Genomic DNA, 18631 nt, shown 5'->3' with positions numbered 1-18631 from the left:
TTAAAATATTTTAAATTCCGTGAACTTTTAAGCCAAAATAAGTTAAAATTAAATCTTGCGAACTATTGTTTACGACCTCATGAAGTTCTCCCGGTTCTATGGCAATACAAGTTCCGGGTTCTAGGGAATAATCTATGCCATTCACCCGAATTAATCCCGATCCTTGAGAGACAAAAAATACCTCACACATATCCCCATGAGCATGGGCAGTAGCCACTTGCCCGGGCGTAAATTTAGCCTGGGAAAAATTGGTGAGGTGGGGCAGTTCTCCCGCCTTGAGCATCACTTTTTTTTGAATGGCTGGATTATGGGAAACCGATTCGGGAGTCAGCGTATTTAGCGAGGTAATTTTCATAAACGATTCACCTAAGTTAGCGCAATTGTTGAGCAGCAATTTTGAGGGGTTCAAGCAACTCTAAGGGCAAATGAAATTGATTGAGTTGACTTGAATGTTTGCCATCAATACTGGGTCCATGATAGTCACTTCCACCCGTCATCAACAGCCCATATTCTGCACATAATTGTTCTAACTTATACACTTGATTGGGGGTATGATGAGGATGATAAACTTCCACCCCCATTAAACCCGCTTCCACCATTTCTTGTAAGACCATTTCTACAGGTCCACCGCGAAACAAATAGGGATGTGCCCAGACTGGAACTGCACCCGAGTTCCGCAAAAGATTAATCCCATCTTGAATGGAAAATTTTTCATAATGAACATAGGCCGGTTTATCTTCTCCAATCCATCGTTCAAACGCTTCCTGACAAGTTTTAATATAACCGGCTTTGAGTAAGGCAGCAGCGATATGGGGACGCCCGGGGGCCATTCCACCTTTTGACGGGGGTAATTCCACCGGGTAGCCGAGGGCAGCTAATTTGTCGAGGGTTTGTTGTGCTCGGTTAATTCGGCCTTGCAGTCGTTCGTTTAAGGGGTCTTGTAGTTTTTCGCGATCGGGATAAAAGCCTAAAATATGCAGCGATCGCCCGTGATGCACCGTACTCAGTTCTAGTCCTGGAACGATTTCTAGCCCTACCGATTCCGCAGCGGCGATCGCTTCGGGCCATCCGGACATGGTATCATGATCTGTAATCGCTAACGCCCGGACCCCTGCGGCCACGGCCTGTTTCACCAGTTGAGTCGGGGTCAAAGTACCATCAGAATAGGTCGTGTGACAGTGAAGTTCTAGCATGATTTAAGTCTACCGAAAATCGCCCGGTGATTGCTTCTTTAGTTCTTCCCAATTATAGCTGATTGTCGGACTCAGGCAAGAGAAAAACCGCAGTAGTATCACCGGGGAGTTGAGCGAATTAGGGCACTTCGGAGTCAGAATTTGACCCCCTGGTAAGAGGATTGGGAATGCCCCTCCGTTTTACAGAAAGAAGAAACTCGCGAAATCACTCATTCTTAAGACATGAGCCAATTTTTCAAAATATTAATGACCACAGGAGTAAAGGGCTCCATCTTATCTGTTCGAGGTTGTGATAGGTCACTGATTAACTCCTCTAACAGTTCTTTATCCTCTAAGCCTTCTGCGGCATTTATACCGTTTTTCCATAATAAAGTCCACACTAATTGCTTACGTTTTTCTATCAGGACACGGTTATTTTTTTCATGGTCTCCAAGGTTTAAAACTTGAATCGTAGCGATCGCCCGTTCGGTCAAACCTTCTACCCGACCACTCATTTTGAATCGAAATTCTGTTTCGCATTCTGCCATCAGTGGTGTTAGGGGTAGGGGCTGAGATTGATGAGCTTTACCACATTGCTTATCTGTATTACAACTGGCAACAATATTGGAAAAATCAAGGGTGCGTTTAGGATTTAAGTTTTGAGGTTCTATATGCTCATTATGGCAACCCTTAATATCTTCTATTCCCTTACAGCAATACGCACAGAGATAGAATTGTTCTTTGAGAGCATATTCCCGGATAAGTGAGCGAATGGGGGGGGGGATCTGGTTGTAGGCTCCATGAGGATTTTTCTTTTTCCATTGCGTTAACTCTGGTGGAACAGACCCTTTATTAATCTTTCGCATGACGTAACTCTTGTTTACGGATGAGTAGTTTGGCCTTGATTAATTCGATATGATGTGCGGGTAGTTTAGCCGTTAATTTTGCCAATAATTCTCTAGCTTCGGTTAGCTTGACCTCTTGTATGGCATCTAGTAAATCGTTGAGTTCAATCTCAATGGTTTCATTCCGAAAGCTGGTATTCATGACCTCTAGTAAAACCGTATTTGCATCTTGCCCATACTGGGAACTCTCCCGCTTCAATTCACCTTCGTTTAAGGTGTAAACTAATAGATTTTGACAATCACTGATGACAAGGGGTGAATGGGTTGTTAGCACAAATTGACAATTTGGAAAAGTTTCGAGGAGGCGATCGCATAAGCTACGCTGCCAAGACGGATGTAGATGCAAATCGACTTCATCAATCAAAACGATGCCATCACCTTCTAAAGGATTCTCTAGGGCTGGATTCAGCATGGCTAGGCGGCGAGCAATATCGCCAACAAGAGCCATTAGAGATTTTTCACCTTGTGAAAGCTGCGCAACATTTAGTGTTTCACCGTTTTTGTCGATCGCCATATAAAGACGTGGTCTCCGACGGACTCTCAGATTGTCCATATCAGGCATAAATCGGCGAATCGCTGTGCGAACTGCCCTTAATTGTGGATCTTTAGCTGAGTCACTGAGTTGCTCAAGCTGTTTCCATGCTTCTTGATTAGTTTCAAGTAGCGGTTTGACTTTATTTAAAGTTTCTTCAGAAATCCCGGATTCATTTTCCGTATCTTCCCGTTCCCGAAACCATTCAAAAAACCGGCGAAAGTCTATTCCCTGACTGAAGGAGTTATCGTAACCATCTAACTGTAAAAAATTGTGCTTAGTTCTAATTTTTAGGGGAATATCCAGGACGACGCGCTCGACCGGGTAAAAGGCAATTAGAGGCAAGCTAGTTTGGTCATTATGGCTAAGTAATTCCCGATACTGTTTCGCTAAACGAGTGCATTCGTTAAGGTAACTCTTATATTGTTCTTCCCGTCCTTTTTTAGTTTTGGCTAAGGTCCACTCAAACTCATGATTCTCCCTTGAATTAGACGGATCTGATGCGCCCCAAGAATCGTTAATTTTGATTTTAATGCTGGCCGAATGAGCTCTATTAAGGATGATATCTTCAGGTATAGGGTTACCACTGCCTTGGGTACTGCGCAAACGAGCAACAAACCAGCTAAGAGAAGTAGCTAATGCGGTCAAAATCAAGGTTTTACCCGCACCGTTATTACCCACCAAGACGGTGATATTGCTTGGGGTTTCCGGAGTCGGTGCTAAGAGAATTTCCAGATTTTCAAATAGCCCAATATTGTTTAAAATGACCCGTTTGATTTCCATAGCGGTCAATCAGACCTCTGCGGTCTTTAAGGTTTACGACAGCACCTTAAATAAAGTTATGAAGGTTCTGACCTGTGGTAGTATATCAAAATTATTGCTTAAAGTCAACTATTCGGTGATTTAATCTCGCTAAGGGATAGGGGAAACCAACACTTATGTATTGTGATTTAGATAAAGGTTTTTACAATCCATGTAACACACTTAAATGAATAATTGATTTGGGGTTACCATGCATTTTATCCAGTCTCCAATTATAAGAACCCGTGAAAATTTTTGTATAAATTTAAGTCGATCATGAGACCCCAAAAAATGGATTGGCATAAAACCCATCCATTTTTTGAGACACATACAAAACGGGATAATATCACCGGAGAGTTGAGCGAATTAGGGCACTTCGGAGTCAGAATTTGACCTCGAAGGCAAGAGCTTATCCGTTCTTAAAAAGCTGACGATCGCCTAGAATCAGGTTTAAAGCCGTTTCACTGTCCACGGGTTTCGAGAAAAAGTATCCTTGAGCGTAATCACAATCTAGGGTACGCAGGAGTTCGACCTGTTGGGCGGTTTCGACCCCTTCGGCGATCGCATCCAAACCGAGGGTGTGAGCTAAAGCAATGGTCGTCTGAACGATGTCGCAACTTTCATCTAATCCGCGCATTCGGCTCACAAAACTGCGGTCAATTTTGAGGGTATCGATCGGTAATTCGTGTAACCGCGCCAAGGACGAGTAACCTGTCCCAAAATCATCAATGGATAGGTTAATTCCCAAGGCTTTAATCCGGTCGAGAAGTGCTAAGGCGGCCCCGGCATTTTTCAAAATCACACTTTCGGTAATTTCTAACTTTAAGTAACGGCCAGAAAGCCCGCTGGAACGCAGGGTTTGCTCAATCCGTTCGATGGTACCCACTTGACCGAAGTTGACCCCGGAAACATTCACACTCACGGTCAAATTCGCTGCCGCCGGATATCGCTGTTGCCAGGATCCCAACTGACGGCAAGCTTCGGTCATCACCCAGCGATCGATCGCCCCAATCTGTCCGGTTTCCTCGGCGACGGGAATAAATTCCCCGGGAGAGACTAAACCCCGAGTCGGGTGATGCCAGCGTACAAGGGCTTCAAATCCCACAATGTTTCCCGTGGATAAGGAAACGATGGGCTGATAGTACACTTGAAAGGGCTGGCTTTCTGGGGGGTTGGGATGGACGGTCCTGGCGATCGCTCGTTGTAGATCGGTTTCCAACTGTAAGCGAGAGATCGCCCCGTCATGCATATCCCGGGCAAAGGGCACAGACTGACCTTGACCTTGCTGTTTGGCGTAATGAAGTGCGGTATCGGCGTCGCGCAGGAGTTCCCCCGATCGCTCATACCCGCCGTTATCGATAGCAATTCCGATACTAACTGAGGAAAAAATTTCATGTTCATCAAGGGAAAAGGGAAACCGCATGGCGGATTGGATGCGATCGGCAAGCTGGGTCACAGTGGCGAGGGCGGTGATATCCGTCAGCAAAATGGCGAACTCGTCTCCCCCAATGCGCGCTAGGGTTGCCCCCGGATGTAAACAGGACCGGAGACGTTGTGCGGTGGCAATTAGCAGGCGATCGGCCACCCAATGACCTAAGCTATATTTGACAATGCGGAAGCGATCAATATCCAGTAACAGGATGGCAACTTTAACTTTAGGCGATCGCTCTTCCCCGGTGGATGCGGCGGCACAGGACTGGTTGTGAGCCTTCTGCATGGCAATTCCCAGGGATCTCTCGAATGAACAACGGTTCGCCAATCCCGTTAAGGGATCGATGAATGCATAGCGCCGCAGGAGATCTTTGATATGTTTGCGATCGGTGATATCCCGGGCCACCCAGAGGACTTGATCGCGATTCAGGGGGGAGACTTTGGCGGAAAATGCTACCGGGCGATCGCCCAGGGTGAGTTCATACTCCACATCGAAGGACTTTTGTTCCCGGATTGTTCGCTGGATGTAGTCTAAAAAGCGATCGGCTAAGGAAGACTCAAAAATCTCATGGAGGGTTCTACCCAAGAGTTGGGAGGGTGAACGTTCCAGCAAGGGTGAATCCGTCGGCAGAATTTTTAGATAGCATCCTCGGGCATCCAACAATAGGACCACCTCGTTAATCGCCGTTAACAGGGTGTTCATTTCCGTATTCATGGATTGCAGGGTGACCTCACTCTGCCAGCGATCGGTGATATCTTGTACCATTGACAGAATGCCGGTGCATCCCCCGGGGTCGGTAAACAAAGGGGTATTATACCACTCACAAACAATCGTATCCCCGGATTTCGTGAGGTTTTCATTAATACTATGGGCATTCAGGTCCCCTTGGGTGAGACGCTGCAACAGTTGGGCAACCTGCGATCGCGTCTGGGGGGGGACAATCAGATCCGAGGTTTGACCCAATACTTCCTGGCTAGTATAGCCAAACAGTCGTTCTGCCCCGGCATTCCAGCCCAAAAAGCGACCTTCGGTATCTAAGAGAATATGTGCGATCGGCATTCGCTGGATATGGAGTTCCCAGAATTGTAGGCTCGGATCTCCCGATTCCCTGCCTAGAGGGAACAAGGGGTTGAATTGAGGAGGTTCGGCCCTGGGGAGGAAACTCCCGGACGACTGTTTAGCTGTTTTCTGTGCTATATTTCGGCGAGGGCTGGGTTCTGCGCCATCCAGCGTGTCAAAAAGGACCTGAGTGGTTTCCCCGGGTAGGGCTGGAGCGAGTTTCTGCTCCTCTGGGAGATCGGCCTGTTGCGCGGTGGTGGCGGTTAACCGTGAGGTTCGGTAGAGAGTAATCGCCAAATAAAGCAATGCAAGAGTTGCGACAACTAAACTAAAGATCCCCTCCACCTCCGCGACTGGGGTCAGGGCGATCGCCTCGGGTATCAGCCTCACTTGGAACGGTTCTAAGCAGAGTAGGCAAGGACTGGTCCAGACTATCACTCTAGCTGGACTGGCGAAGTTCAATTCCCATTCATCGGCGCGATCTCGTTTCATAAGCTTTCGCTTCTTTATTTTAAATCCTTCTGACTTTTGTGAGTTATGCCCTCAAACTCATAGATAGGCGAGAGCTATCCAGCTTTGAAAAAGCCCCTCACTTTTTAGAGAAAATGCCGTCAAATTGTTCAGCTTAAAATGAGACTTTAAATTGGATTTTTGCCTTCTATCCTAATGCAGCAGTTTGTCTGGGCTATTCCCTGGCCGGGAGTTGCCCCTCTCAGAAAGCATAAAGGGGTAAATCTGCTGTGATTTTATTAAATTGTTTGGGTCAATTCTGCACCTCCATGATATAATTTTACTGGCTCTTTTACCCGGTTTTGCGATTCCGGTCCGTGACAGAATTCTACTGTTGTTTAGAAGTTAGTCGCCACAAGCGGTGGAATGACTTTCATATTTTAGCAGATTTTTATCCTAATTTAGGCTCGGTAACACCCCCCCTCTAAAAATGGATGAAATCGGGTCTTTAGGAGAAACAATCAATTGATTAATAGCGATTAAGTTGAATGTCCGGGGTCAGTCCCAACAGGAGGCAGATCTCCCTTTAAATCATAGCTTAAAGAAAATCCACCCCATTCAGGGACCGATCCCCGGGTGGCGATCGCCTCCTGTTGCGGAGTGGCGACTGCTCTAATTCGGGAGCAAAATCAGGGTATCTCTCGTATTTGCTTCTACCTCAGAACGACTGCTCACCATTGGATGGTAGTCCAGATTGCGCCACAGGGGGATCAAATCGGTATAATGAGGGTGGAAAGCATGACCGGATTGCCCAGTAGAGGAGACGGCAACCGAAGTATTCCAATTGCTCAAATCCAGAATCATCCGCATTGAGGGAATCGCGGTCACTTCAAAGGATTTTTGAGCATTCCAGGCGGTTGCATTTACAATGGCATTGCCACCGGCGATCGGGACTCCACCGCGATTAAAAATTGCCTCAAGGGGAGCAATTCCCGACTGACCTAAACTTTGATTTCTAAAAGTCACCTGATGCAAATTCCCCCATTCCCAACTCTGGGGATTTTTTCCTAAGCGGTTTTCGAGTTCTGCCACCGCTACGGCAAAAGCTTGTTTAAAAATAAAATCGCGATTTTCCACTTCGGGAGTCAGCACGTTATCCCACCAGAAACTATCCGGATGCTCAACTAAATCGGCCATAACTTTGATCCATCGGTGACCTCCATTGGGCCAAAAATCCACTGAAAAATTGTCATGAAAAGTTGCGGTTAGTAACTCAGACCAAAACGTTTCAAAAATAGCGGCACTGGCGCTTTTTTCTTCTAGTTGAAAATCCCAAGGGGTTAATAAATCTCGAATCTTTTCGGTTTGAGGTGCATCAAGGGAGAGATTCAGCAAAATCGGGACTAAGGTTTGAGCATTCAGATTGTAATTATCTCCTTGAATGGCTCGGAAGGATTCAACGTCAAATCCCGCTTTCTGGGCGTTCAACAGGTCTACAATCCGTTGAGCGCGAAATCCATAGTCCCAATCTTTAGTAATCACATAGGGATAACTCTCATCAACAACCGCATTATTAGCCGTGACAATATAACCGGAAGGGGGATTGAAGGTAAAGGGGAGTTGCTCAAACGGAATATACCCATTCCACTCCTGTTCATCAGTCCAACCGGGCACCGGATAGCGGCCATCACTATGAGTTCTAATGGGTAGTTTCCCCGGCATTTGATAGCCGATATTCCCCTCAATATCAGCATAGAGAAGGTTTTGCGGAGCAATATCAAAATCCTGGGCTGCTTTGCGGAAATCCGGCCAGTTTTGGGCTTGATTCAGTTGGATAATGGCGGGAAAGAGATGGGCGGGTTCTAAAGCGGTCCAACGCAAAGCGATCGCATAAATGGCGGGGTTACTGCTGGCTAAATCAGGAACCAGCAACGGTTTGAGTGGAGGATAAGTTTCAGAAATTAGGGGTCCATGTCGGGTGTAACGAACGGTTTCTACAACGGGTTTTCCCCCCGCAATTTGAATGGTTTCGGTGACTTGATCCATGTCCACCCATTTCCCATTAACTTCATATTGATTGGGATTTTCAGGATTAATTTTTTCGATATAAAGGTCCATCGTATCCGCCCCGAGATTGGTAAAACCCCAGGCAATGCGATCGCTGTGACCAATAATCACTCCTGCCATACCAGGGAAGGAGAACCCGGTTATATCATAAAGACAATCCGGGGTTTTAGACCGACAATGCAAGCCCATTTCATACCAAATTGAAGGCATTTGTACCCCTAAATGAGGGTCGTTGGCTAACAAGGGTTTTCCTGTAGAAGTTTTTGCACCGGAAACGACCCAACTGTTAGAGCCAATTTCTCCACCTCGGGGACCCGTCAGGGTTGCTAGATTGGATAGTTGGTCAGCAATAGAATTGAAACTGGGGGAAAGCAGTGAGGCGATCGCCGCCCTAGAAACTTCGGTTTTTTCTGATAGAATTTCCCCGAACTGATTCCCGATTAACTCAGGGTCTCCTTGCGCAATTTTCCAATCCGGCAGAATAACTGGGGCTTGATTAGAATAGGGGGGAAATAGCTCATCTACCTGTTCTGGAGAATAGGTTTGGAGTAATACAGCCCGTTCGATTTCATCATCCAGATTTGCACCTAAATCCCAAGCCATCACCTTGGCCCAAGTTAGGGTATGTTCCGGTTGCCAAGATTCCGGTTGATAGCGGGGATTCATCCCCTTTAAAACCCCATATTCTAAACTTAAATCTGTGCCTTGATGTTCCTGGAGATAGGCATTCACTCCTTCCGTATAAGCGGTTAAAAGGGCGAGGAATTCATCGGGTAAAGTTTGCACTTCTTGGGTGGCAATTCTGGACCATCCTAAGGTGCGTAAAAACTGATCGGTTTTGAGTTGGGATTCCCCAAACAGTTCCGAAAGACGACCGGACCCCAAATGTCGCCAAAAATCCATTTGCCAAAAGCGGTCTTGGGCGTGAACGTAGCCTTGTGCTAGAAATAAATCATGAGAATTTGAGGCATAAATATGGGGAATTCCATAGGCATCCCGTCGCACCTCAACGCGATCGCTCAGTTGGGGTAATAGAATCAGGCCCGATTGTTGGGGCCAAGAATCGGTCACCCAATATAAGGTAAGCGAGGCCACTGTAATTGTAAAAATCACAGCGATCGCCCCGAAGATTTGCAAGCTTTTACGAAACTGGGGTATCATGAAATCAGTGCTAAAAGTAGGGGATAATTTTCACAGCGCATTCGGTTCCAATTCTCTCAGATTTTGACAACTCGCAACCCCGAGCCGCAACCCAAACTCTGCGGTGAGTTGCTCCCATCAAATCCCGGATATCTCAACCCCTTGGACTGGCAAAATTTACAATTCACCAGTCCAGGGGACAGACTTTATTCCTTCACGGCCAAATTTTTGACTACCGTAATCAGGCGATCGGGTTGAATCGGTTTAGAGATATGCTGGTGAAAGCCCGCATTCAGGGCGCGAGCGCGATCGCTATCCCGAGCATAAGCGGTGAGTGCCAATGCCGGAAGGAGCGGCTCAGAATCCGACTCCTGACTTCTCACTTGGCGGATCAAAGAATACCCATCCAATTCGGGCATTCCAATATCGCTCACCAAAATATCGGGTTTTTCCTCGGCGATCGCGGCTAATGCCTGAGTAGCAGACGATACCCCCTGGACGATCGCTCCAGCCATTTCCAGGGTCGTAATCAAAAATTCCAAGGTATCCGCTTCATCCTCCACCACCAACACGCGCAACCCAGCTAAGGGAACGTCATCCTCAGCCAGATTAGCATCGTCAGGAATCAGATCAGAACCCGCCTGCACCGCTTCGTTCCCCTGGAGGCGTTGTAACAGGGGTAGAGTCACCGTAAAGGTTGCACCCTTGCCGGTTCCCTCACTGTAGGCGCGAATACTGCCCCCATGCATTTCTAACAAATGACGGACGATCGCCAAACCTAAACCCAAACCCCCGTAGGAGCGCGTTGTGGTACTATCCGCTTGGCGGAAGCGCTCAAACACAAAGGGTAAAAAGTCAGGTGCGATTCCCATTCCCGTATCTGCCACTTCCAGAATGGCAAAATTGCGCGATCGCTTTAACCTCACTTCCACCCGTCCCTCACTTGGGGTAAACTTAATCGCATTCGAGAGCAAATTCCACACCACTTGCTGAATGCGATTAATATCCCCAGAAACCACCCCCACGGATTTTGTGACATTATGGATGAGCTGGATCTGCTTCGCCTCCGCACTCGGACGCAACGACTCAATCGCCGAGGCGATCGCCACACTCAAATCCACAGGCTCCAAACTCAAAGCCACTTTCCCCCGCAGAATCCGGGAAACATCTAATAAATCCTCAATCAACTGAGTTTGCACCCGTGCATTGCGCTCGATTGTCTCCAATGCACGCTCTGTCGTCGCCTCGTCAAACTTGCGAGTTCGGAGTAACTGCGCCCAACCTAACATCGCATTCAACGGCGTGCGTAACTCGTGAGAGACGATCGCCAAAAACTCGTCTTTCATGCGGTTGGCTTCTTGGGAGTCGCGATACAACCGAGCATTATCAATGGCAAATCCTGCCCGCCGTGCCAATTCTTCGGCCAACATCAGGTCCTCGGCTTTGTACCGCCGCCCCGATTCAGCAATGGCAAAGCTAATCGCCCCCAATGTGCGACCCCGAGCCACCAAGGGAACAATTGTGGAGGACTGACAGCCCAATTCCCGCATCAGTCGGAGATGTTCCGGATCCCGTGCTGCTGCCACCCGCATTTCGTCGGTCAATTCCGGAATCAGGATCGGCTTACCGGAGGAAACCACCTGAACAACTCCATCCTCATGATTTAAGTCCAGAGGATAATACTGTTCCATCTCACCTAACAACGCCTCTTTCTCCCGATCGGTATGTGCCATTGCCAATCCAGAGATTTGTCCGGCCTCCTCCACAATATAAATGACGCAGTAATCGGCGATCGTCGGCACCACCAGATTTGCCAAACTCTTGAGGGTAGTCGGGTAGTCCAGGGAGGAAGCCAGAACGGAAGAGACTTCCGCCAAGAAATATTGCCGTTGTTCTGCTTGCTGCCGTTCCGTAATATCCCGTCCTACACCGACAATCCCCGTAACTCGACCCTCGCGATCGCACAAGGGAGAGAGAGAGGTTTGACAGTATTGAGTCCCCGCTTCCGTCTGGAAACTCCATTCATAGATTACGCTCTCTCCGGTGAGGGCTTTTTGATTAGAAGTGTTATGAATCTCTGCCGCTTTCGGACCAAACAGATCCCCAGCACTTTTGCCGAGAAAATTTTCCGGGGTGATCCCGGTGCGCTCGAACCAGCGGCCAAAAATCGCCGTATGCCGACCTTGACGGTCCAAAGTGAATACAATGTCATCCATCGAGTTAACCAAGGTGCGGAAGCGTTCCTCACTGTCGCGCAGGGCTTCTTCAGCTTGCTTGCGATCGCTGATATCCGCCAAGATTGAGAGGTAGCTGACATTTCCCTTCGCATCCCGCAAGGGGGCCGTCCAGATGGCAACATCAATTAGCTTTCCGCCTTTAGTCAGACGACGAGTTTCCGCGCCCATTAAGGGATTCCCCGCGAGGGTAGCGGAAATATTGGCTTGTAACTCCTCTCGTCTTTCAGCGGGGATGCCTGGGAATTGACGGCCGATCGCCTCGGCTTCACTCCAGCCCAAAATCCTTTCGGCGCTTCTATTCCACATTTTTACCTTCCCGGTGGGATCTAAAACCATCACCGCCAAGGGACAAGCTTGAATCAGGGCTTTGAGGGTTTGATTCGTTTCCCGTAAGGCTTCTTGGGTTTGTTTGAGGTCCGTGATATCGCGACTGATGCAGATGGCATGGTCTAGGGACCCATCAAGAGCCTGTTCCGGAACCAAACGAGATTGATAGTATCGCGTTCCCTTCGGCGTGGGTAAATAGCCTTCGACAATCCCTTCTTGTGCCGTGGTGAGGACCTCGCTCACGCTTTGTTTCCACAAGGCATCAATTTCGTCGGGGAATCCTAACTCAGAAAACGTTTTACCGATAAAGGCGTTTTGGGAAATGCCTGTTACTTGTTCGATCGCCTGATTCACATACTGATAGCGCCCTTCGGAATCCATCCTAGCAATGATATCCGGGGCATTTTCGGCTAAGGCTTTAAATTCCTGTTCACGCCGGTAGAGTTCCTGTTCGATTTGCTTGCGTTCAGTGATATCCATGCAGACCCCGATCAAGCGATCTCCATTTTTGGCTTTATCCGGGAGTCGTTTGCCAATACTGGCAACCCAGGCAACCGTGTGATCGGGTTTCACCACCCGGAATTCCACATTAAAATCTTGACCCCGTTCCATCGTGGCGATCGCGTGTTTATTGAATCGCGCCCGATCATCGGGATGAACAATTTTGATTAAGCTATTGTAAGTTCCGCCAAAACTACCCGCTTCCAACCCCAATAGGCGATCGACAATCTCAGACTGGGCAATTTTGCCCGTGGCGATATCCCAATCCCACATTCCCATGTGGGCCGCTTCCAAAGCGAGGCGGAGTCGTTCTTCGCTTTCGCTTAAAGCCGCTTGAGCTTGTTTGCGTTCGCTTAGGTCCAGAACAAAGCTGATCCCCATATTCGTGTAGTCTTGGAGTGGCACTTGGCCCATCAAAACCGGGACGCGACTCCCATCTTTGCGAATTAATTCCGTTTCCGTGGGGATGCAGACGGCTTCCACCAGACTGACAGTCATATCGTCATCATCCCGATTAACCAAGGGGTTAAGATTCTGCCAAATCACCCGCCGCGATCGCAAATCTTCCGGCGTGTACCCCACAATATTAAGAAACGCATTGTTAGCTTCGCTAATATTGCCATTGCGATCGCCAAACACCAATCCAATCAAATTCGACTCATAGATGTGCCGAAATCGTTCTTCACTCACCCGCAGGGCTTCAGCGGCATAGCGACTTTCCGTCACATCCATGCAGACCCCGAGGGCTCGCAGGGGCTTTCCATCATAATCCGGCAAGACTTGACCCTTACATAACACCCAACGGATCCCCAGATGACCTCTGGGGATCCGAAATTCGATTTCATAATCTTCCTGATTTTTGATCGCCTGTTGAACCGCCTGCTCAAAACTGGGGCGGTCCTCGGGATAAATCCCTTCAACAAACCCTTCATAAGTGCCATCAAAACTGCCCTGGTCAGTGCCAAAAATCCGCGCCACCATCGCCGATCGCTTCACCTTGCCCGTTTTGAGGTTCCATTCCCAGGTTCCCATCTGCGCCGCATCTAGGGCTAATTGACTCCGCTGCTGAGACTCGCGCAGCCCCTCTTCCGCCTTCCGTTGCTGAGTAACATCTTCAATGAAGGCAATAAATCCTTTGACCTCTTGGCGGTGACCCCAGTCCGGAACGTAGGTGGCGCGAATATAACGGGACCCTCCCTCTTGATAGGGAAGGTGGGTTTCATAAGTCACCGACTGTCCGGATAATGCCACTTTGACATAAGGCCGAATCACTTGATAGGCCGACTCTCCCAGAATCTCCTTGAGGTGCTTCCCTCCCAAGAAATCCCGGGAATGTCCGAACCAGTCTTCGTAGCGTTGATTGTTGAAACGATAACGCTCTAAGCCATCCACATAAGAAATTGCCACAGGTAACGAATCGGTCATCACCTGCAAAAACTCTTGTTTTTTTTGTAATTCCTTGACCGCTTGTTGTTTAGACTCGTTGAGGGAGCTAATCAGAACGGTGATAAAACTTAAGACCCCGACCCAAACCAGGTCACCCCATCCCATGCTCCAAGTAAAGGGGGTGTTGGTCAAAAAATGGTCCATCGTCGCGACCGAGAGGACCGTTGCAAATAACCCGGGCCCGATTCCGCCATATCGAGCACAGACTGCCACCGCCACAACAAACAGAAGGGAGGGAGTCAGTTCAACTCGTGGGAATAGCAGTTGAGTCAGCACCAGTGCGATCGCCACCGATGCGGTAGCAGCACCATAATTTAGCAGATGGGAGCGCTTGAATTTCCAGAACATATTCCGCCCTCTGAGTTAGCTAGCCCGCGCTCTGGGCAGGAGCCTTACCTGCGCGTCCATATTTGCAGCAACGTCTTTTAGTTTAGCGTGGCGAGTGATCGCGCCTCGGTGTCTGAGTTGAAGGTACTTCTGTCCCGAGAGTAATTTACCCCTCCTTTGTCCAGAGACATAGAGTCTTGTACGTTGCTCTTTATAGGAACTGACCGATTCCCATCCAGGGGGTTCCTAATCAATTGCAGAATAATTCGGCAATCTCTCATGTTTTCTCGGTCATGTATCTCGGGGTTTTCCATTGGTTTGTTCGTCTTAATTTCTGTCCTCTGAATTGATTCTAATTGTATCATTTTTTGAAGTAGATTTCTAGGTAACTTGTACCGAGGGTCCATTGCCCAAGGAGGGCTGACCTCCTTTGCTGCTATAGCCCGGTCTGAAATCATTCTGGTCGAAAATTCAAGAGAATCACGCTGTGATATTGACCCAACAGACTCTCCCAGAATCGGCCCATTGATGGAGACTCACTCTAATACTTCTGAGATAGATTTCAAGTCAGTCCGTGGCGATCGGCGCAGGGATTAATCCTCATGCAAATCGAGGGAATTATCGCCTTAGCCTTGCTCACTACCTAGGCCGAACTCCCGTGAATCAGGGGATGGATTACCCCCATTTAAAGTCTTCCCCCTGATTAGACTTCTTGCACAATTTTCAAAAGCTCCCCTGTAGGTAAAGGGGGAAAGGGGGGATTAATCCGGATTTTGGCAAGAGGTCTATTCGAGATCCCCGCCCCTGTGGAAAGACGTAAAAACCCACACCCTAACAACCGGATTGGGGATGACACCGGGTTTCAGATGTAACGCGATCGCCAGGGGCAATTCATGACTGACTCTGGACAAGGGTAAATGCCCAGCCTAAAATCAACCGCTTCATTCCTAGAGGGACTAAGCATCCTCCTGTCCCTCCCCTCCACATTGGAAATTTTGTTTTTGGAAATCCTGATCGAGGTGAGGGGTCCGTCTGGGTGTATTCCCGTCAAAACGGACTCAAAAAATTAGTCAAAAATAAAGGAAGCGATTCGATTGCGTCGTTTCGCTTCCACGGGTCCGGATTAGAAGCAATCCGCTACTATCACTACACCGCTGCCAAGGGTTGCGCTTCCAATGCGGGACGCTGGCTATGGCGAATCTCCTCGATCGCCTTTTGATAGTCCGGAGCACCAAAGACGGCGGAACCGGCAACAATCGCATTCGCACCGGCTTCAATGACTTGCCAGGAATTATTTCCTTTGAGCCCGCCATCCACTTCAATCCAGGGGTCTAAACCGCGCTCATCGCACATCTGGCGCAGCTTCCGGATTTTGGGGACCACACCGGGGATAAAACTTTGACCGCCGAAACCGGGGTTAACGCTCATGATCAACACCAAATCGCACAGATCCAGAACGTATTCAATCAACTCCAACGGTGTGGAAGGATTGAGGACGACCCCAGCTTGTTTGCCGAGTTCTTTAATCTGACCGAGGGTCCGGTGGAGGTGGGGGGAGGCATTGTGTTCGGCATGAACCGAAATAATATCGGCCCCAGCTTTAGCAAAATCCTCAACATAGCGTTCAGGTTCAACAATCATCAAATGCACATCCAAAGGTTTGGATGTCACCGGACGAAGGGCTTTGACCACGAGAGGGCCAATCGTGATATTAGGGACAAACCGACCATCCATGACATCAACATGGATCCAATCTGCCCCGGCGCGATCGATGGCCTGTACTTCCTCTCCCAGACGACTAAAATCTGCTGATAGGATGGAGGGAGCAACGACAATAGGTTTGTTTGATTGCGTTTGGGTCATGGCTAACAAATATTTCATCCGTCCGTCAAGTCGTATTCAGTTTAACAAAATATGAAGAAACTCCCTAATAATTGGTTGGTGTGTGGAGCTGGAACCGGGAAGGGCTTAAAATTGAGCACAGGGTTAAGCGGACTCGTTGGCGGCGTCAGTATGGCTTTAATCGGAATTCCTGCTGTTGCCCTCCCGACTTCAATTAGTGAAATTGGCATTGATGCCCGTCGGCTGCATGATGCGCCCTATAACTTAACCGGGAGAAAAATTGCGATCGGTCAAGTAGACATTGGCCGCCCTCGAAAATTTGGCCTTGACAAACAAGCGGACCTACATCGAGAAATTCCAGTCCAACAAGTTTTCATGCAGGATGCACCGGCTAAAACCAGCCCCACAGATGATCCCGAGATGAAACCGGCTGAACAACACGCTGAACACGTCGCTTCGGTGATGATTAGTTCGGATAAAGCCTTGATTGGCGTTGCCCCAAATGCCACCCTTTATGCCGCTGGGATTGGCTTCTTGCGGCGCAGTGGACAACCGGAAGAATGTTTGGCCGCTCAAAATCTGGCGGAACAAAATAGCGGAGATGTGAGGGCGATTAATTACAGCTTTGGGGAATCCCTAGCCCAAGATCCCCGCCCCAATGCGGTTTTAGATGGGAATGCCCTACTGACTCAATGTTTAGATTGGTCCGCGCGGGTCCATAATGTGGTTCATGTGGTGGCGGGAAATCAAGGACGCGGGGGCATTCCCATTCCGACGGATAACTATAACGGGATCAATGTTGCTTTTACGACGCTCTATGAGGGCAAGTTTGCCAAAGTAGACTTGGCGAATATTGGCAGTGCCTTTAGTGGCACAACCAGTCGCTTGATTGGATTAGAAGGGAATGTCGATAACCGCCGTGCTATCAGTTTAGTGGCTCCGGGCAGTAACTTGGATTTATTGAGTTTAGATGGTCAAGTCACTCGGACCAGTGGTACGAGTTTTGCGGCCCCTCATGTGACGGCAACGGTTGCCCTGTTGCAGGAATATGGCGATCGCCAACTTCATCAACAAGCCAACACTCCCCAATGGACCCTCGATGCTCGCCGTCATGAGGTAATGAAAGCGGTTTTAATGAACTCGGCGGAAAAAATCGAAGACCCGGGCAATGGTCAGCATTTGAAAATGACTCGCACGGTTTTTGCGAACCAGAACCGCACCTGGTTAGATTCTGACGCTTATAGCAGTCAAGAAATTCCCCTGGATGGCGACCTGGGAACGGGCCATCTCAATGCTTACCGGGCTTACCAGCAGTTTAGTGCGGGTCAGTGGGGTCCGGGAAATGCCGTACCCGGAATTGGGTGGGATTATCGCACAGTTGAGGCGAATAGTTATCACGAGTATGTCCTAGACCAACCCTTAGAGGCGGGCCGTTTCGTGTCGATTTCTCTAACCTGGAATCGTTGGGTTGATCTAGTTGATGGGAATAATAATGAAAAATATGATATTGGGGAAGGGTTTCGAGATCGCGGTCTGAATAACCTGGAACTCTATCTGATGTCTGCGGATGAAACCGATGTTCGCAAGAGTGTTTGGTCCTCCGTTAGCAAGGTCGATAGTACGGAACATATTTATCACCCGATTCCCCAAACCGGGCGTTATAAAATTCGGGTGTACTTTCGCGATCAAGTCAATGAATCCACCCAACCTTACAGTTTGGCTTGGTGGATGACCCCGACTCCTTAAAACTGTTTAAACTAAGGCTGATCACCCTGATGGCTAAAACTCCCCGGCTATGACCCAGTTGCCGCCTAATTCCAATCCTGGCCCCAAACGCCAGTCTTCTAAAATCCTGGACGAGAGCGATCGGCGAGTTCGCTCTCGTTATGCTGCATCCAATTGGGCTGATGAGGACTTAGATAATCCTCCCCCAATCCTCACACCGGAAGACTTAGAAAACAAAGACCTCGCCCATTTAGGACTCTTTTTCTACTTCCTCCCCATCCTCGGCTTTTTCCCCGCCTTATGGACGTTATATCGCCACCCAGGTAACCGCGAACAAAAAGCTGCCTCTCGCCTCGCCATTACCCTAGCCTTTGGGTGGCTACTCGGACATATTTTCTTGGAAACCGGCGCAAGAAGTTCGGAATTACTAACAATTCCCTTGTTATTAATGAGTAGTGTGTTAACCTCGGGCTATTTTGTGGTAAATATTTGGCTGATGGTTCGTCTGTGGCAACGTCGGCCACTGCGACTACCGGGAGTATCACAGGTTGCTGAGGAGATTGTTGGCAAGCATTTATCCTAGACCTGTCGTGGAAGGGTCGTTTCTGGTGATTTCCATGCCTAAAGCTAACTTGAGGTTTAGGATCCGACAACGGTGAATAACTGCG

Annotated in this window: 10 protein-coding genes; 2 read left to right on the top strand and 8 right to left on the bottom strand. The window is 48.6% G+C overall.

The genetic code is table 11. The features are described 5' to 3' along the window. Positions 1-10: 10 nt before the first annotated feature. The 8 genes from NG796_RS01370 to rpe form a co-directional block, all read right to left on the bottom strand. Positions 11-355, bottom strand: a complete 345-nt coding sequence (locus NG796_RS01370) for a cupin domain-containing protein (protein WP_261204118.1) — start codon at positions 353-355, stop codon at positions 11-13. A 16-nt stretch (positions 356-371) separates the two neighbouring features. Then, positions 372-1193: a PHP domain-containing protein gene (locus tag NG796_RS01365; protein ID WP_261204117.1), complete on the bottom strand. Its 822-nt coding sequence runs from the start codon at positions 1191-1193 to the stop codon at positions 372-374. Positions 1194-1408: 215 nt separating this feature from the next. Next, positions 1409-2038: a retron system putative HNH endonuclease gene (locus NG796_RS01360; protein ID WP_261204116.1), complete on the bottom strand. Its 630-nt coding sequence runs from the start codon at positions 2036-2038 to the stop codon at positions 1409-1411. Further along, on the bottom strand, positions 2025-3392 hold the full coding sequence (locus NG796_RS01355) for an AAA family ATPase (RefSeq protein WP_261204115.1): 1368 nt from the start codon (positions 3390-3392) through the stop codon (positions 2025-2027). Before NG796_RS01355 ends, NG796_RS01360 begins: the two co-directional genes overlap by 14 nt. Before the next feature lie 427 nt (positions 3393-3819). Beyond that, positions 3820-6393, bottom strand: a complete 2574-nt coding sequence (locus NG796_RS01350; protein WP_261204114.1) for an EAL domain-containing protein — start codon at positions 6391-6393, stop codon at positions 3820-3822. Positions 6394-7023: 630 nt separating this feature from the next. Continuing rightward, positions 7024-9579, bottom strand: a complete 2556-nt coding sequence (locus NG796_RS01345; protein ID WP_261204113.1) for a penicillin acylase family protein — start codon at positions 9577-9579, stop codon at positions 7024-7026. 185 nt (positions 9580-9764) lie between these two features. After that, positions 9765-14417 (bottom strand): PAS domain S-box protein, encoded by a 4653-nt coding sequence (locus tag NG796_RS01340; protein WP_261204112.1) that lies wholly within the window; start codon positions 14415-14417, stop codon positions 9765-9767. 1125 nt (positions 14418-15542) lie between these two features. Beyond that, a complete protein-coding gene (gene rpe, locus NG796_RS01335) occupies positions 15543-16259 on the bottom strand; it encodes a ribulose-phosphate 3-epimerase (RefSeq protein WP_261204111.1) in 717 nt (238 codons plus the stop codon). A 111-nt stretch (positions 16260-16370) separates the two neighbouring features. Between rpe and NG796_RS01330 the strand changes: the two genes are divergently transcribed. Both NG796_RS01330 and NG796_RS01325 read left to right on the top strand, forming a co-directional pair. After that, complete coding sequence (locus NG796_RS01330) at positions 16371-17984, top strand: S8 family serine peptidase (RefSeq protein ID WP_317619252.1); 1614 nt, start codon at positions 16371-16373, stop codon at positions 17982-17984. A 49-nt stretch (positions 17985-18033) separates the two neighbouring features. Continuing rightward, positions 18034-18546 carry a hypothetical protein gene (locus NG796_RS01325; RefSeq protein WP_317619251.1) on the top strand — a complete coding sequence of 171 codons (513 nt, stop codon included), beginning with the start codon at positions 18034-18036 and terminating at the stop codon, positions 18544-18546. Positions 18547-18631 lie beyond the last annotated feature (85 nt).

Source organism: Laspinema sp. D2d (assembly GCF_025370755.1).
Lineage (GTDB): Bacteria > Cyanobacteriota > Cyanobacteriia > Cyanobacteriales > Laspinemataceae > Laspinema.
Note: the sequence above shows the minus strand (reverse complement) of the source record. Positions and strands in the feature narration are given on the sequence as shown.

What these genes read in the sequence shown, in the direction of transcription:
- NG796_RS01370 (WP_261204118.1), bottom strand. Translation starts at nt 355, where the DNA reads ATGAAAATTACCTCGCTAAATACGCTGACTCCCGAATCGGTTTCCCAT.
- NG796_RS01365 (WP_261204117.1), bottom strand. Translation starts at nt 1,193, where the DNA reads ATGCTAGAACTTCACTGTCACACGACCTATTCTGATGGTACTTTGACC.
- NG796_RS01360 (WP_261204116.1), bottom strand. Translation starts at nt 2,038, where the DNA reads ATGCGAAAGATTAATAAAGGGTCTGTTCCACCAGAGTTAACGCAATGG.
- NG796_RS01355 (WP_261204115.1), bottom strand. Translation starts at nt 3,392, where the DNA reads ATGGAAATCAAACGGGTCATTTTAAACAATATTGGGCTATTTGAAAAT.
- NG796_RS01350 (WP_261204114.1), bottom strand. Translation starts at nt 6,393, where the DNA reads ATGAAACGAGATCGCGCCGATGAATGGGAATTGAACTTCGCCAGTCCA.
- NG796_RS01345 (WP_261204113.1), bottom strand. Translation starts at nt 9,579, where the DNA reads ATGATACCCCAGTTTCGTAAAAGCTTGCAAATCTTCGGGGCGATCGCT.
- NG796_RS01340 (WP_261204112.1), bottom strand. Translation starts at nt 14,417, where the DNA reads ATGTTCTGGAAATTCAAGCGCTCCCATCTGCTAAATTATGGTGCTGCT.
- rpe (WP_261204111.1), bottom strand. Translation starts at nt 16,259, where the DNA reads ATGACCCAAACGCAATCAAACAAACCTATTGTCGTTGCTCCCTCCATC.
- NG796_RS01325 (WP_317619251.1), top strand. Translation starts at nt 18,034, where the DNA reads ATGACCCAGTTGCCGCCTAATTCCAATCCTGGCCCCAAACGCCAGTCT.